The following is a 15,369-nucleotide window of genomic DNA, read 5'->3' as shown; positions in this document are numbered from 1 at the left end:
GTGCAGTAAAACGAAACAAAAAATGTATCGAGAACCGTTTTTAACTATCATTTTTCTGTTCTCGATACAATTTTCTATCGAAAATCACTCGAAGTGACGAAAAATCATCGTTAAAAATTAATTGCACCCAACGCGTTATTTATAATATATTAATACTTTTTAAAAGATAAAATTATTTAATATAGTACCATTTATTCTTATAAATATGAATAATAACAGCCTACTGATTAAAATCATATTTTATCACAACTTCATTTTAGTAACTTTATGAAAATTAAAGCAATATTAACACTATGAACAAAATATTTAAAGTAAAAGTCAACGATACTTTTGAATTCGATTTAAAAAGTTCCGACATGGTGACATTAGATTCGTTACAAATCTCTAAATCAAATTATCACATTATTAATAACAACAAATCTTACAAGGTCACTCTCGAAGAATCAAACTTTGACAACAGAAATTATGTTATCAGTATAAATTCCAATAAATATAATGTTCAAATTTCAAACCAATTAGACCTACTTATTAAAGAAATGGGATTCTCGGTGGGAATTGTTAAAAAAGCGAATGATATAAAGGCTCCAATGCCTGGTCTTGTTCTAAGTGTTAATGTAATAGAAGGGCAAAAAGTTAAGGAAGGTGAAACTCTTTTAATTTTAGAAGCAATGAAGATGGAAAATGCCATTGGAGCCCCAAAGGATGGAATTATAAAGTCTGTATTTGTCAAAAATGGAGGCACTGTTGATAAAGGGCAGTTAATGATTGAATTGGCTTAATACCTTCTTCAAAAAATAATTACAAACTCAAACATCTTAAAATGAAAAAAATATTAATTGCAAATAGAGGTGAAATTGCCATTAGAGTTATGAAAACAGCTCGGAAAATGGGAATAAAAACAGTTGCCATTTACTCAGAAGCAGATAGGAATGCACCACATGTTCGCTTTGCTGACGAAGCTGTATATGTTGGTGAAGCACCTTCAAGTAAATCATATTTAGTAGGAGACCGAATTATAGCAGAAGCAAAAAAATTAAATGTTGATGGAATCCATCCTGGTTACGGTTTTTTAAGTGAAAATGCAAATTTTGCTGAATTATGCGAAAAAAATAATATCATTTTTATAGGCCCAAAATCTGAAGCTATACGTGTAATGGGAAGTAAATTAGCAGCAAAAGATGCTGTAAAAAATTACAATATTCCAATGGTCCCAGGTGTTGATAGGGCTATAACTAATCCAAAGGAAGCATCAAAAATTGCTAAAGAAATAGGTTTCCCCATTTTAATAAAGGCATCGGCAGGAGGTGGTGGAAAGGGAATGAGAATAGTAGAACAAGAAAAAGACATTGAAGAACAAATGGCACGGGCCATTAGTGAGGCTACTTCTGCATTTGGTGATGGATCAGTTTTTGTTGAAAAATACATTACATCTCCAAGACACATAGAAATTCAGGTTTTAGCAGACAGCCACGGAAACGTTTTACATTTTTTCGAAAGAGAATGCAGCGTGCAACGAAGGCATCAAAAAGTAGTAGAGGAAGCTCCTTCATCTGTATTAACTCCAGAAATTAGAGAGAAAATGGGACAGGCTGCAATTCTAGTAGCAAAATCGTGCGATTATTTAGGTGCTGGTACTGTTGAATTTTTAGTAGATAGCGAATTAAATTTCTACTTTTTAGAAATGAATACAAGGCTACAAGTAGAACACCCTGTTACCGAATTAATTACAGGAGTTGACCTTGTTGAGCAACAAATAAAAATTGCACGTGGCGAGGTGTTAACGATTAAACAAGGAGATTTAAAAATTACAGGACATGCTGTTGAATTGAGGGTGTACGCCGAAGATCCATTAAACAACTTTTTACCAAGTGTAGGAACTTTAAGCACCTATAAAATACCTGTTGGAGAAGGTATTAGAGTTGACAATGGGTTTGAAGAAGGAATGGATATTCCAATTTACTACGATCCAATGCTATCAAAATTAATAACTTATGGCAAAACAAGAGAAGCCGCGATTCAATTAATGATTGAGGCAATTGATAATTATAAAATTGTAGGCGCTATGACAACGCTGCCTTTTGGAAAATTTGTGTGTGAACATGAAGCTTTTAGATCAGGGAATTTTGATACACATTTTGTCAAAAATTATTATACGCCCGAAAGATTAAAGTCAGGTTTTGAAAATGAGGCAAAAATAGCAGCCATTTTGGGATTAAAAATTTATCATGAAGATCAACAAAAATTAAGATTGCCATTGAAAAATTAACAACTTATAAAAATACATATTATGGAGTCAAAAATAGAGTCAATAATTGAAAAACTAGACAGTAGAATTTCACTTGCGCATATAGGAGGCGGTGAAGATCGAATTAAAAAACAACATGCAAAGAAAAAATTAACTGCTAGAGAACGTGTTGAATATCTATTAGATGAAGAATCATTTGAAGAAATGGGCATATTAGTAACACACCGTTGTACCGATTTTGGAATGGAAAACGAACTTTTTTTTGGAGATGGTGTAGTTACAGGATATGGAACAATTCATGGTAGATTAGTTTATATTTTTGCCCAAGATTTTACTGTATTTGGAGGTTCACTATCCGAAACTCACGCTGAAAAAATTTGCAAAATTATGGATCAAGCCATAAAAGTTGGCGCTCCAGTTATTGGTTTAAACGATTCTGGGGGAGCGCGAATTCAAGAAGGTGTTCGTTCTCTTGGAGGTTATGCCGATATATTTTATAGAAACGTGCAAGCATCTGGTGTTGTTCCACAACTTTCTGCCATTATGGGGCCTTGTGCTGGTGGTGCCGTTTATTCACCAGCCATGACCGATTTTACAATAATGGTTGAAGATACAAGTTATATGTTCGTAACTGGACCGAACGTTGTGAAAACTGTAACAAATGAAGATGTAACTTCTGAAGAATTAGGTGGAGCAAGTACACATTCTACAAAATCTGGTGTTACACATCTTACCGCTTCAAACGATGTCCAATGTTTGGAAGACATCAAAACTTTGTTAAGTTATTTACCTCAAAACAATAGAGAAACCACTAAAAAAACTCCTTATGAAATTGGAAACGAAATTCGACTAAAATTAGAAGATATAATTCCTGACAATGCAAATAAACCATATGATATGCATGAGGTTATTAGTGGAATTATTGATGAGGAATCGTTTTTTGAAATTCATAAAGATTATGCCGAAAATATTATTGTTGGATTTGCAAGACTTGCTGGTAGAAGTATTGGTATTGTAGCAAATCAGCCAATGAATTTAGCAGGATGTTTAGATGTAAAAAGTTCAGTAAAAGCTGCTCGTTTCACTCGCTTTTGTGATTGTTTTAATATTCCTTTATTGGTTTTAGTAGATGTCCCTGGATTTTTGCCTGGTACAGATCAAGAGTGGAATGGTATTATTACAAATGGGTCAAAATTATTATATGCTTTAAGCGAAGCAACTGTGCCAAGAATTACTGTAATTACACGAAAAGCATATGGAGGAGCTTATGATGTTATGAATTCAAAACATATTGGTGCAGACATGAATTTTGCTTGGCCAACTGCTGAAATTGCAGTAATGGGAGCTAAAGGTGCTGCTGAAATAATTTTTAAAAACGAAATAAAAGCTGCCTCAAATCCTGAAGAAAAATGGAAAGAAAGAGAAGCTGAATATGCATATAAATTTGCCGATCCTTATAGAGCAGCACGACGCGGTTTTATAGATGAAGTAATTTACCCAAAAAATACACGTAGAAAATTGATTAAAGCATTCCAAATGCTGGAGGGGAAAGAAGTTGCTTTACCTATTAGAAAGCACGGAAATATTCCTTTATAAATGGTTTTAATTTAAAAACTCCCGAAATATTTCGGGAGTTTTTAAATATATAGCTCAGTTGTTTTTATACTATTTCTGCAGAAAGTCCTTTTGTTAAAAGTGAAGAGCATCGTGATTTCAAATCGTTATACTCACCTGTTTTTACAGTACATTTTCCTTTGTAATGAACTAAAAGAGCACATTGCTCTGCTTGCTCCGAAGTATGATCGCAAATATCAATTAATGAATCAATTACATGGTCAAAAGTATTTACATCATCATTAAACAAAACAATCTCAAACTTATTTGTTTCTTGTTCTAAAACATCAACTTCTTCTTGTATTTTTCTTTTCGTACTCATTTGACAAAAATAGTAATTATTTTAAATATTTTAACGAAACCCAATTATTACGTTCAATAATTTTATCTAATTTTAAATTATACTTAGAAACTTCAGCATCTATTACTGGAATGTCTTCTTGATAAAAACCACTAAATAATATTACACCTTGTTCATTTAAACAATTCATATACACATCCATATCATTCAAAAGAATATTTCGATTTATATTGGCAATTATAACATCATACTTTTTATTAATTAAAAGTGCAGCATCGCCCTCATAAACTTTTATAAAACTACAATTATTTCTTTCCGCATTTTCAACCGAATTTAAATAACACCAATTATCAATATCAATTGCATCCACAGGTTTTCCACCTTTCATTGCAGCAAAAATTGCAAGTATGCCTGTTCCACAACCCATATCTAACACTTTTTTATTTGTTAGATCAAGCTCTATTAAGTGTTGAATCATCATATATGTTGTTTCGTGATGCCCCGTTCCAAAACTCATTTTAGGTTCAATTACAATGTCGTATTTCAAATTTGGGTTCTCATGAAAAGGTGCTCGAACACTAACCAAACCATCTACTTGAATAGGATTAAAATTCTTCTCCCACTCACTATTCCAATTTGTTTGTTCAATCACTTCTTTTACAAATGAAATCTCAAACTCATCAGATTTTAAAACATAAATATCATTCAAAACATCTTGGTGCCAGTCGGTTTGTTGAATGTAAGCTATAACGCCATCTTCATTTTCCACAAAACTTTCAAATCCAACTTCACCTAATTCCGCAATTAAAATTTCAGTGGCAGGCTCTTTCGGGCAAATCTTAAAGGTGTATGAAATATAAATGTTATCCATTAAATAGCGTCAATTATGGCTTTAAAATCTTCTGCACTTAGCGCTGCCCCTCCAATTAATCCGCCATCTACATCTGGTTTTGAAAATATTTCTTGGGCATTACTTGGCTTTACACTTCCTCCATATAAAATAGAAACCTCATCGGCTATTTCTTGAGAATAACGTTTAGCAACAATTTTTCTAATAAAATCGTGCATTTCTTGTGCTTGTTCTGGCGAAGCAGTTTCACCTGTTCCGATAGCCCATACTGGTTCATAAGCCAAAATAATACGAGTCCAAGCATTAGCCTCTAAATGAAAAAGACCATTTTTAATTTGACTTTCAACAACATTAAAATGATTGTTCGATTTTCTATCTGCTAAAACTTCACCGAAACAAAAAATTACTTCCAACTCATTTGCTAAGGCTGTATTTACTTTTTTTGCCAATAACTGGTCCGTTTCGCCAAAATATTCTCGTCGTTCCGAATGACCTAATATTACTGTATTAACACCAATAGATTTCAACATTTTAGCAGAAATTTCACCAGTATAAGCTCCACTTTCTTCAAAATGCATATTTTGAGCAGCAATTTCAATAGCTGATTTTTTTGCTTTTTTAACAACACGCTCTAAATTAACAAAGGTTGGGGCTACAATAACTCTTGTATTATTAAGTGGATTATTTTTAATAGATTTTCCCACTTTTTTAACCAACGATTTTGATGCTTTCATATCGTTGTTCATTTTCCAGTTTCCTGCTACTATCTTTACTCTCATTTTATTATTTTTATCAAATTAAAGTACAAAAATAACCAATTAAATGCTTAAAAAATAATTCGAAAGTATTTAGTGCGAATTCGTTTTCGTTTAGTATGAAGTCAATACGCCCTAAAATTACTACTTTTGCTTAATTCATTTTTTGAACTTATGAACAGACAAGAACTTATTGCTCAAATTCAACAGAAAAAATCATTTTTATGTATTGGTTTAGATGTTGATTTAACAAAAATTCCAACACATTTATTAACCGAAGAAGATCCTATTTTTGAGTTTAACAAACAAATTATTGACGCCACGCATCATTTGGCCGTTGCCTACAAACCAAACACCGCCTTTTATGAAGCTTACGGATTAAAAGGCTGGGCAGCGCTGGGAAAAACAATTGATTATCTAAATAAAAATTACCCTGAAATTTTCACCATTGCCGATGCCAAACGAGGCGATATTGGCAATACCTCAACCATGTACGCAAAAGCTTTTTTTGAGGATTTAAATTTTGATTCGGTAACGGTTGCACCATATATGGGAAGCGATTCCGTAGAACCATTTTTGGCTTTTGAAGATAAAACCACCATTTTGTTGGCATTGACTTCCAACAAAGGCGGGCTCGATTTTCAAGGGTTGAAAATAAACGGGAATGAGCTTTATAAAGAAGTGATCAAAACAGCGCTGACCTGGATAAATTCAGAAAACTTGATGTTTGTGGTTGGCGCAACAAAAGCGGAATATTTTTCAGAAATCAGAAAAATTGTTCCCAATCATTTTTTATTGGTTCCGGGCGTTGGCGCCCAAGGCGGAAATTTACGGGAAGTTTGCAAATACGGTCTTAATAAAGATTGTGGATTGCTGGTGAATTCGGCAAGAAACATTATTTATGCCAGCAACGACTTAGATTTTGCAAAAGCCGCGCAATTGGAAGCCTTGAAATTACAGCAAGAAATGGCTCTGATTTTAAGTAAATAGTTAGCGGGCATTGTAAAAAAAAGCATTCATCAGAAAAAAATGGATAAAACGAAATTTAAAATAAGACCTTGGGAAATGACCGACATAGACAGCTTGGTCAAATATGCGAACAATTGGAATGTTGCAAAAAATATGACTGACAAATTCCCGCATCCATATACAGAAAATAACGGGAAAGCATTTATTGAATTTGCAACCAAAGACGTTCCTATTCATCTTTTTGCAATAGACATTGACGGTAAAGCAATTGGGGGCATTGGAATTCATCCGCAAGACGATATACACAGAAATAATGCTGAACTTGGTTATTGGTTGGCTGAACCATTTTGGGGACAGGGTATCATCAGTAATGCAATTAAACAAATGGTTGACTTTGCTTTTACTACTTATGACATTAACAGAGTATTTGCCATACCATTTGGGACAAATATTGCTTCACAAAAAGTTTTAGACAGGAACAACTTTATTTTGGAAGGAAAATTTGACAAAGTTCTTATAAAGAATGGCAAATTGTTAGATGAACTTATTTATGCAATCAGACGTGAAAATTGGAAAAAATAAATAATGAAAATTATTAAAGACCAACTAGGAAGAGAATTTTCTGTTTCCAAAAATCCAAAAAGAATCATTTCATTGGTGCCTTCACAAACTGAATTGTTGTGCGATTTGAATTTGGAAAATGAACTGGCAGGAATAACAAAATTCTGCGTGCATCCTTATCATTTAAAATCGACCAAAACCATTGTGGGCGATACAAAAAAAGTGGATTTCGACAAGATAAAAGCGTTAAAACCCGATTTTATTTTATGCAATAAAGAAGAAAATACCTATGATTTTCTTCCTGAACTGGAAAAAATTGCACCCACTTATTTTTCAAATGTAACCACAATTCAAGAAAGTATTGATTTCATTTTAAGCTTGGGAACCATTTTAAACAGAAGAACGGAAAGCAAAAATTTAGTCGAAAAAATAAACTTTAAACTTACCGATTTTAAAGAGTTCATAAAAACAAAACCAACCCGAAAAGTTGCCTATTTTATTTGGGCGAAACCGTGGATGGTTGCAGGAAATGAGACTTATATAAACCAAATGCTTCAAATGAACAAGTTTGAAAACATATACCAAAATATGAGTCGGTACCCTAAAGTTGAAATTAATAAAATTCGCTATGAAGGAGATCCTGAAGTTGTAATTTTATCTTCTGAGCCTTTTCCTTTTAAAGATGAACATGCCATGGAAATTAGCACCTATACAAATCGTTCAATTACTGTTTTTGGTGATGGAGAACTATTTAGTTGGCACGGGTCAAGATTACTCTTAGCTTTTGATTATTTCAAAGAATTGCACAAAAAATTAGAAAGTCATTTTTAACTAATGGCTAATGGCTAATGGCTAAATATAATTAATCCTGCAAAGCAAAAACTTTCTTTAATAAATCTGAAGTTCTACTACTAAAATTATCTCTAATATCTTTTTCTTCAACTTCAACCATTTTAAAAACTCCCTTTAAGGCCTCACTTGTAACATAATCAGTCAAATCTGGGTTCACATTATTGGTTAATGGCAAGTTGTTGTATTTGGTGATTAAATCTGTCCAAATTTTATCGGCTCCAACTTTTTTAAATGAATTGTTAATAATTGGATTAAATTTTTGATACAATGCTTCTGACGTAGCATTTTGTAAATAAGTGGTCGCTGCATTTTTATCACCTAACAAAATATTCTTAGCATCCGTAAAAGTCATTCCTTTTATGGCATCAACAAAAATTGGAATTGCTTCTCCAACAGCATCTTCAGCTGCTCTATTTAATACTTTTAATCCTTCATCTGCTAATTTTGATAAACCTATACTTCTCAAAGTATTATCAACTTTTTGCAATTCTTCAGGAAGTAATATTCTTGTTAATTCATTTTTAAAAAATCCATCTTCAACAGCCAATTTAGTAACTTGATTTGTAATCCCATTATTCAAAGCTTCTTTTAAACCACCTGCAATTTGATCGTTTGTTATTCCACCATTTGGCAATTGATTAACTACTTGTTGTAATTCCGCACAGGCAGATAGTTTAATAACAACGACTAAAAATAAGATTTTTTTAAACATTTTAAAATTTTTAATTAATTAATATTGTGACATTTATAACTCAAAACTATCTGTTTTTTTGTTATATTTATACGGACAATGTTTACAACCATTTTTACAGCAAAATCCTCTTTTTAAATGATACTTTTCTGTAAAAACTCGGTATCCTTCTTCAGATAGATAATAATCTTCTGATGTTAATTTTAAATCGTTTGTATCTGACATATATTATGCAAAAATAACATTTTATCTTTTATCTAAATATATTAATAAACCATCCTATAAATTCTTAAAAATGAACAATTCAAGACTTTAAACACAAACTATTGTTATAATCTATTTAAATATAAATATTATCGATTTTGATTATAGTTAAAATGTACATATATTTATCAAAATATAAAATAGTTAGCCATGAAAGAAAAAAAAGATTAACTACTTTACGAGGAGCACCAATTTATCACTATGCAGATTCTCAAAATGTTGGTGCGAGATGGCCACTTTTATTGCATTACTACTTTTTACAGTAAAAACTTGCGCATTTCAGAACACTTAGCAAAATAAAAAAATTAATTTTAAAAAATAGAAACAACATGGATAATTCAAAAAATGGAAAATGCCCTGTAATGCACGGAGCTAACACAGAGACAAGTAATTCTGTTATGGACTGGTGGCCAAAAGCGCTCAACCTGGATATCTTACACCAACATGACGCGAAAACCAATCCCTTAGGGCATGACTTCAATTACAAGGAAGAATTTAAAAAATTAGATTTAGAAGCATTGAAAAATGACTTAAAAAAATTGATGACTGAAAGCCAAGATTGGTGGCCAGCCGACTGGGGACACTATGGAGGTTTAATGATCCGCATGGCTTGGCATTCAGCCGGAACATACCGTATAGCAGATGGGCGAGGCGGAAGCGGCACTGGAAATCAACGCTTTGCCCCTCTTAACAGTTGGCCGGACAATGCCAACCTGGATAAAGCACGCAGGTTGTTATGGCCAATCAAGAAAAAATACGGAAATAAGATTTCATGGGCAGATTTGTTCATCCTTGCCGGAAATATGGCTTACGAGTCTATGGGACTGAAAACATTTGGTTTTGCTGGAGGACGCGAAGATATTTGGCATCCTGAAAAAGACATTAATTGGGGAACTGAGAAAGAATGGCTTGCAGCAACCAAAAACCGTTATGCAAACGTATCGGATCGCGAGTCTCTGGAAAATCCATTAGCCGCTGTTCAAATGGGATTGATTTATGTAAACCCTGAGGGAGTGGACGGAAAACCCGACCCACTAAAAACTGCTCATGACGTGCGAACTACATTCAAACGTATGGCTATGAATGATGAGGAAACAGTGGCATTAACTGCCGGTGGACATACCGTTGGTAAGGCACATGGAAATGGAGATGCTAACCTTTTAGGTGAAAGTCCCGAAGGTGAAGAAATCAATCAACAAGGTTTTGGTTGGATGAATCCTCAAGGAAAAGGAAATGCAGAAGATACCATTACAAGCGGATTAGAGGGAGCATGGACAACAAATCCAACAAAATGGGATCACGGATATTTCTATTTATTGATGAATTACGAATGGGAACTAAAAAAGAGTCCGGCAGGAGCATGGCAATGGGAACCTGTTAATATCAAAGAAGATGACAAACCTATTGATGCCCATAAACCCAACCAGCGCCAAAATCCTATAATGACAGATGCAGATATGGCAATGATAAAAGATCCGGAATACCGCAAAATATCTGAGCGTTTTTACAAAGAACCCGAATATTTTACACAGGTATTCGCAAGGGCATGGTTCAAACTAACGCATCGTGATTTAGGTCCAAAAAGTCGTTACCTTGGCGCAGACACCCCTAAAGAAGATTTGATTTGGCAAGACCCAATACCAACTGTTAATTACACCTTGGCAGACGGAGAAGTTCAAGAATTAAAAGAAAAATTATTGAACAGCGGTTTAACTAAAGCGGAACTAATCAATACTGCTTGGGATAGTGCAAGGACTTTCAGAGGTTCAGACTTTAGAGGAGGAGCTAATGGGGCCCGTCTTCGTTTAGCCCCACAAAAAAATTGGGAAGGTAACGAAACGAAACGCTTGGAAAAAGTATTGAATAAACTCACAGAAATACAAGTTGGTTTTTCAAAAAAGGTCAGTATCGCAGATTTAATAGTATTAGGAGGTAGCGTGGCAGTTGAAAAAGCAGCTCATGAAGCAGGCTTTAAGATTTCTGTTCCCTTCTTCGAAGGTCGTGGAGATGCAACAGCAGAAATGACGGATGCTGAATCGTTTGATGTTTTAGAGCCCATTCATGATGGCTATAGAAATTGGCTGAAAAAGGACTATGATATTAAACCGGAAGAACTTCTTTTGGACAGAACACAACTCATGGGTTTGACTGCTCCTGAAATGACTGTTTTGATTGGTGGTATGCGTGTGTTAGGAACAAATTACGGAGAAAGCAAACAAGGAGTATTTACAGATAGAGTTGGTGTGCTAAGCAATGACTTCTTTGTAAACCTTACGGATATGAAATACTCTTGGAAGCCAGTTGATGGTAATTTATTTAATATTGTTGATAGAAAAACAGGAGAGGTAAAATGGACGGCAACACGCGTGGACTTGGTTTTTGGTTCAAATTCAATATTGCGTGCTTATGCAGAGGTTTATGCTCAGGACGACAACAAAGAAAAATTTGTGAGAGATTTTATAAAAGCATGGGTAAAAGTTATGAATGCAGACCGTTTTGATTTGAAATAATTACCTACAAAACAAATTATAACCCACAGGCTACTAACAGTGGCTACCCAAAAGTGGCGATGAAGTGCTTAAATATAGTTTAGTGCAACTAATAAACTTTGGTGCATATAGACGTTTATTTTTACAAATCGCCACCTTCAGGTAGCCGCAAAATGAAAATGTTGATGACCATTTCACACCACAGGGAACCTATTTAAAATAATGACTTAAGAAGCAAACACTATAAGCAATATTGATTGAGCGATGAGTAGAATTTGTGGACCTAAAAAAGATGAAATTGTAAATCGGCAACTTTATCTTAGGTTTAGTGGAGATTCACAATTAGGAACTGGAATTGCATAAGAATTAGGAGTTGCAATAGATTCTAAATTATTAAAATAATAGAATAATAATAATAATAATATTAATTGATGGAATCCTCATTATTAAAATGTGTTTTTATCGCAAGCAAAAAATATAAGATATCATTACTCATTTCGCATAATGAGGCTTCCACTTTATGCAACTTTATAGAATCAACCATAAATACTAATGTATTGGTATTAAACACTAATATCGGTTTAGAAATTTATTACAATTCCACTATAGATTATACGATTTTAATTGCCAATTCATTTCTTTTAATTACCGCCAAACAAGGAAAAGAAGCTAAAGAATATCGAATTGTATCTTTTAGTACATTTCCAGATTTAAAAGATGGTATTCAGCAAATGCTTGTTAGATTTTCTTCAATGCCATTAGCTCTTAAATGCTATTTAGAGAATCTATTTTATCAATTAGACATAAATTACAAAAAAAACAATCAACTGATTTCAATACTTTTTTCTATTTGGGAACAAATTTTAAATTCTCTAGTCTCAAATAATTTAAATGATACTAATTTTAATCAATTCAAAAAATCAATAATAAAATTTAATATAAAAAACTCAAGTAACCATATATTAAAAGAACTAATTACAAATGCAATTAGTTCTTTACAACAAAACTAACAGTAAGTTAAAATAAGAATTTTAAAATTTGCACTATTTTCTTTCTGGAGGATATTTAGCCATAATTTCAGCAACAAACTCCTTAATGCGCTCCTCCTTTTTAGCAACATTGCCGGTCGTATTTAATGCACCACTTCCAATTCCTTGCCACGCTAATTCTTTTTTATTGGCATCAATCAAATCGATAAATAAGGTACCTTCAGTATATTTTGAAATGTGCATTCCAAAGTTTGGACCATAATACCATGGGTGCCATCCGAAGTGCATACTATTATTATTAAATATATCCACTTTTTCACGTGATTTAGTAAAAATATTCACCAATAAATCTGGTTTTTCAGATTTGGTAAACCCTTTAGACTCTAGTTCACTTTCAACAGCTTTTAAAATTCTTTTTTTATCTAAATCGGAAATTTCAACCTTGTCAATACCTTTTTTATAAAAAGCATATGTTTTGTATTTAGAAAAATCGGTGTTGGTATCATAGTCAGACTCAACTCTAACCGAGCTACAAGAAGCTACCATAAAAAGTAGCGCAAGTGGAAGTAATTTTAATGCTTTCATTTGAATAAATTTTTAATTAAAACAAATTATGTAATAATGAATCATCAACTAGATTTGGAATGGTCACTTTTAATTTTGGTTCAACTTCCATTGCTCTCTTTATTGCAAATGTTGCACCTTCATTTCGGGCCCAATTTCTTCTAGAAATTCCATTATTAACATCCCAAAAGAGCATACTTTTCAATCGCTTTTCTGCTTCTATACTTCCATCAAGAACCATACCAAAACCACCATTTATAACCTCTCCCCAACCAACTCCACCTCCATTATGAATAGAAACCCACGTTGCTCCTCTAAAGCTATCACCTATCACATTTTGAATGGCCATATCAGCTGTAAATTGAGACCCATCATATATATTTGAAGTTTCTCTATATGGAGAATCCGTTCCTGAAACGTCGTGATGATCTCTACCCAATACAATTGGAGCAGTAATTTCACCATTTTTAATGGCATTATTAAATGCTTCAGCAATTTTCATCCTTCCTTCTGAATCTGCATATAAAATACGTGCTTGTGAACCTACAACTAATCTGTTTTCTTGAGCACCTTTAATCCATTTAATATTATCCGCCATTTGTTGCTGAATTTCTTTTGGGGAATCTTTCATTAATTCTTCCAAAACATCACTGGCAATTTTATCTGTTTTTTCTAAATCTGAAGGATTTGCACTTGTACACACCCAACGGAAAGGTCCAAATCCATAATCAAAACACATTGGTCCCATAATATCCTGTACATAAGAAGGGTATTTAAAATCAATTCCATTATCAGCCATAATATCGGCTCCTGCCCTACTTGCTTCTAATAAAAACGCATTACCATAATCGAAAAAATAGGTTCCTTTTGTTGTGTGCTTATTAATAGCTATTGTTTGTCTTCTTAAACTTTCCTGTACTTTTTCTTTAAATAATACTGAATTAGTTGCCATCATTTCATTGGCATCTTCAAAGGAAATTCCAACCGGATAATAACCACCAGCCCAAGGATTATGTAATGATGTTTGGTCTGAACCTAAATCAATATAAATGTTTTCATCAGCAAATTTTTCCCAAACTTCTACTACATTTCCTAAATAAGCTATAGAAACTACTTCCTTATTTTTCTTTGCTTCTATAACTCGAAGAACTAATTCATTTAAATCTGTAATTTTTTCATCTATCCAACCTTGAGACATACGAATCTCGGTAATTTTTGAATTTACTTCAGCGCAAACAGTAATACAACCGGCTATGTTTCCAGCTTTTGGTTGTGCACCGCTCATACCACCCAAACCAGAGGTAAGAAATAATTTACCGGCTAAATCTTCATTATTTTTAGCTATTTTTCTTCCAGCGTTTAACACTGTGATTGTTGTTCCATGCACAATTCCTTGCGGGCCAATATACATATAACTTCCTGCTGTCATTTGCCCATATTGTGTTACTCCCAATGCATTGTATTTTTCCCAATCGTCTTGTTTGCTATAATTTGGAATCATCATACCGTTGGTAACCACAACTCTTGGCGCATTTTTGTGTGAAGGGAATAAACCCATTGGATGCCCTGAATAAATGGCCAAAGTTTGATCATCAGCCATTTCACTTAAATATTGCATTGTTAGTAAATACTGAGCCCAATTTTGAAAAACCGCACCATTTCCACCGTATGTAATTAACTCATGAGGATGTTGTGCCACAGCATAATCCAAATTATTTTGAATCATATGCATAATTGCTTTTGCTTGCTCACATTTTCCAGGATATTCATTTATTGGCCGTGCATACATTTTATAATCTGGTCTAAAACGATACATGTAAATTCGTCCATATTCTTTTAACTCTTCGGCAAACTCATTGGCTAAAACATCATGATGTGTTTTATCAAAATAACGCAAGGCATTTCTTATTGCTAATTCTTTTTCCGATTTTGACAATATATCTTTACGCTTTGGCGCGTGATTCAGTGCTGTGTTATATGTTTTTTTTGAAGGAATCTCTAAAGGAATTCCTTGCTTAATTTGATCTTGAAAAGTCATGTTTTTTATATTCTAATTTTCTGAAAAAATTACTTCCTATACTAATCTAACCCGTTGGGTGTAATTATTTAGTTTAAAAAAAGTCTTATAAATATTGGCCAAGATACTGAAATTCAGTATCTTGAAGTCGCTAAACCGCCAATATTTATGTCAAATATAGTAAAAAATTATTATAAAATTTTAGAAG

General features: G+C 33.2%; 15 protein-coding genes. 8 read left to right on the top strand and 7 right to left on the bottom strand.

Annotated elements, in window-relative coordinates; translation table 11 throughout:
• The first annotated feature begins 293 nt into the window (after positions 1-293).
• The 3 genes from Q8S45_RS06430 to Q8S45_RS06420 are packed head-to-tail and all read left to right on the top strand — an operon-like array spanning position 294 to position 3,841.
• A complete protein-coding gene (locus Q8S45_RS06430; RefSeq protein WP_305602524.1) occupies positions 294-779 on the top strand; it encodes a biotin/lipoyl-containing protein in 486 nt (161 codons plus the stop codon).
• A gap of 41 nt (positions 780-820) precedes the next feature.
• Entirely contained in the window at positions 821-2,266 is a 1,446-nt protein-coding gene (locus tag Q8S45_RS06425) for an acetyl/propionyl/methylcrotonyl-CoA carboxylase subunit alpha (RefSeq protein ID WP_305602521.1), read from the top strand.
• 21 nt (positions 2,267-2,287) lie between these two features.
• Entirely contained in the window at positions 2,288-3,841 is a 1,554-nt protein-coding gene (locus tag Q8S45_RS06420; protein ID WP_305602518.1) for an acyl-CoA carboxylase subunit beta, read from the top strand.
• 64 nt (positions 3,842-3,905) lie between these two features.
• On the opposite strand, the gene Q8S45_RS06415 is transcribed toward Q8S45_RS06420, so the two are convergent.
• From Q8S45_RS06415 to tpiA, 3 genes are read right to left on the bottom strand one after another with little or no spacing between them, the layout of a single operon-like run.
• A complete protein-coding gene (locus tag Q8S45_RS06415) occupies positions 3,906-4,181 on the bottom strand; it encodes an ATP-dependent Clp protease adaptor ClpS (protein WP_305602516.1) in 276 nt (91 codons plus the stop codon).
• Between the two features lie 16 nt (positions 4,182-4,197).
• Positions 4,198-5,031, bottom strand: coding sequence for a 50S ribosomal protein L11 methyltransferase (gene prmA / locus Q8S45_RS06410; protein WP_305602513.1), 834 nt, complete (start codon positions 5,029-5,031; stop codon positions 4,198-4,200).
• A complete protein-coding gene (gene tpiA, locus Q8S45_RS06405) occupies positions 5,031-5,789 on the bottom strand; it encodes a triose-phosphate isomerase (RefSeq protein WP_305602511.1) in 759 nt (252 codons plus the stop codon). The genes prmA and tpiA overlap by 1 nt, the downstream gene beginning before the upstream one ends.
• 150 nt (positions 5,790-5,939) lie before the next feature.
• Here tpiA and pyrF point away from each other — a divergent pair, with 150 nt between their 5' ends.
• Genes pyrF through Q8S45_RS06390 form a run of 3 tightly spaced genes read left to right on the top strand, consistent with a single transcriptional unit; the run spans position 5,940 to position 8,126 of the window.
• Entirely contained in the window at positions 5,940-6,755 is an 816-nt protein-coding gene (gene pyrF, locus Q8S45_RS06400; protein WP_305602527.1) for an orotidine-5'-phosphate decarboxylase, read from the top strand.
• A 39-nt stretch (positions 6,756-6,794) separates the two neighbouring features.
• On the top strand, positions 6,795-7,316 hold the full coding sequence (locus Q8S45_RS06395) for a GNAT family N-acetyltransferase (protein ID WP_305602508.1): 522 nt from the start codon (positions 6,795-6,797) through the stop codon (positions 7,314-7,316).
• A 3-nt stretch (positions 7,317-7,319) separates the two neighbouring features.
• Positions 7,320-8,126: an ABC transporter substrate-binding protein gene (locus Q8S45_RS06390; protein ID WP_305602505.1), complete on the top strand. Its 807-nt coding sequence runs from the start codon at positions 7,320-7,322 to the stop codon at positions 8,124-8,126.
• 31 nt (positions 8,127-8,157) lie between these two features.
• Here the strand turns inward: Q8S45_RS06390 and Q8S45_RS06385 are convergent, their stop codons facing one another.
• Entirely contained in the window at positions 8,158-8,859 is a 702-nt protein-coding gene (locus Q8S45_RS06385) for a DUF4197 domain-containing protein (RefSeq protein WP_305602502.1), read from the bottom strand.
• A gap of 33 nt (positions 8,860-8,892) precedes the next feature.
• Positions 8,893-9,063 carry a DUF5522 domain-containing protein gene (locus Q8S45_RS06380; RefSeq protein WP_305602499.1) on the bottom strand — a complete coding sequence of 57 codons (171 nt, stop codon included), beginning with the start codon at positions 9,061-9,063 and terminating at the stop codon, positions 8,893-8,895.
• A gap of 368 nt (positions 9,064-9,431) precedes the next feature.
• Here Q8S45_RS06380 and katG point away from each other — a divergent pair, with 368 nt between their 5' ends.
• Together katG and Q8S45_RS06370 are read left to right on the top strand one after the other, a co-directional pair.
• Positions 9,432-11,612 carry a catalase/peroxidase HPI gene (gene katG, locus Q8S45_RS06375; RefSeq protein ID WP_305602496.1) on the top strand — a complete coding sequence of 727 codons (2,181 nt, stop codon included), beginning with the start codon at positions 9,432-9,434 and terminating at the stop codon, positions 11,610-11,612.
• A 410-nt stretch (positions 11,613-12,022) separates the two neighbouring features.
• Positions 12,023-12,601 (top strand): hypothetical protein, encoded by a 579-nt coding sequence (locus Q8S45_RS06370; protein WP_305602493.1) that lies wholly within the window; start codon positions 12,023-12,025, stop codon positions 12,599-12,601.
• A gap of 33 nt (positions 12,602-12,634) precedes the next feature.
• On the opposite strand, the gene Q8S45_RS06365 is transcribed toward Q8S45_RS06370, so the two are convergent.
• A complete protein-coding gene (locus tag Q8S45_RS06365) occupies positions 12,635-13,165 on the bottom strand; it encodes a DUF4136 domain-containing protein (RefSeq protein WP_305602490.1) in 531 nt (176 codons plus the stop codon).
• 16 nt (positions 13,166-13,181) lie between these two features.
• On the bottom strand, positions 13,182-15,182 hold the full coding sequence (locus Q8S45_RS06360) for a urocanate hydratase (protein WP_305602487.1): 2,001 nt from the start codon (positions 15,180-15,182) through the stop codon (positions 13,182-13,184).
• Positions 15,183-15,369: the final 187 nt, after the last annotated feature.

This window comes from Lutibacter sp. (assembly GCF_030692605.1).
GTDB lineage: Bacteria > Bacteroidota > Bacteroidia > Flavobacteriales > Flavobacteriaceae > Lutibacter.
Note: the sequence above shows the minus strand (reverse complement) of the source record. Positions and strands in the feature narration are given on the sequence as shown.

Excerpts from the sequence above, each read along its gene's own strand:
- pyrF (WP_305602527.1), top strand. The coding sequence starts at position 5,940 with ATGAACAGACAAGAACTTATTGCTCAAATTCAACAGAAAAAATCATTT.
- Q8S45_RS06365 (WP_305602490.1), bottom strand. The coding sequence starts at position 13,165 with ATGAAAGCATTAAAATTACTTCCACTTGCGCTACTTTTTATGGTAGCT.
- tpiA (WP_305602511.1), bottom strand. The coding sequence starts at position 5,789 with ATGAGAGTAAAGATAGTAGCAGGAAACTGGAAAATGAACAACGATATG.
- Q8S45_RS06430 (WP_305602524.1), top strand. The coding sequence starts at position 294 with ATGAACAAAATATTTAAAGTAAAAGTCAACGATACTTTTGAATTCGAT.
- Q8S45_RS06395 (WP_305602508.1), top strand. The coding sequence starts at position 6,795 with ATGGATAAAACGAAATTTAAAATAAGACCTTGGGAAATGACCGACATA.
- Q8S45_RS06390 (WP_305602505.1), top strand. The coding sequence starts at position 7,320 with ATGAAAATTATTAAAGACCAACTAGGAAGAGAATTTTCTGTTTCCAAA.
- katG (WP_305602496.1), top strand. The coding sequence starts at position 9,432 with ATGGATAATTCAAAAAATGGAAAATGCCCTGTAATGCACGGAGCTAAC.
- Q8S45_RS06370 (WP_305602493.1), top strand. The coding sequence starts at position 12,023 with ATGGAATCCTCATTATTAAAATGTGTTTTTATCGCAAGCAAAAAATAT.
- Q8S45_RS06425 (WP_305602521.1), top strand. The coding sequence starts at position 821 with ATGAAAAAAATATTAATTGCAAATAGAGGTGAAATTGCCATTAGAGTT.
- Q8S45_RS06415 (WP_305602516.1), bottom strand. The coding sequence starts at position 4,181 with ATGAGTACGAAAAGAAAAATACAAGAAGAAGTTGATGTTTTAGAACAA.
- Q8S45_RS06385 (WP_305602502.1), bottom strand. The coding sequence starts at position 8,859 with ATGTTTAAAAAAATCTTATTTTTAGTCGTTGTTATTAAACTATCTGCC.
- Q8S45_RS06360 (WP_305602487.1), bottom strand. The coding sequence starts at position 15,182 with ATGACTTTTCAAGATCAAATTAAGCAAGGAATTCCTTTAGAGATTCCT.
- prmA (WP_305602513.1), bottom strand. The coding sequence starts at position 5,031 with ATGGATAACATTTATATTTCATACACCTTTAAGATTTGCCCGAAAGAG.
- Q8S45_RS06420 (WP_305602518.1), top strand. The coding sequence starts at position 2,288 with ATGGAGTCAAAAATAGAGTCAATAATTGAAAAACTAGACAGTAGAATT.
- Q8S45_RS06380 (WP_305602499.1), bottom strand. The coding sequence starts at position 9,063 with ATGTCAGATACAAACGATTTAAAATTAACATCAGAAGATTATTATCTA.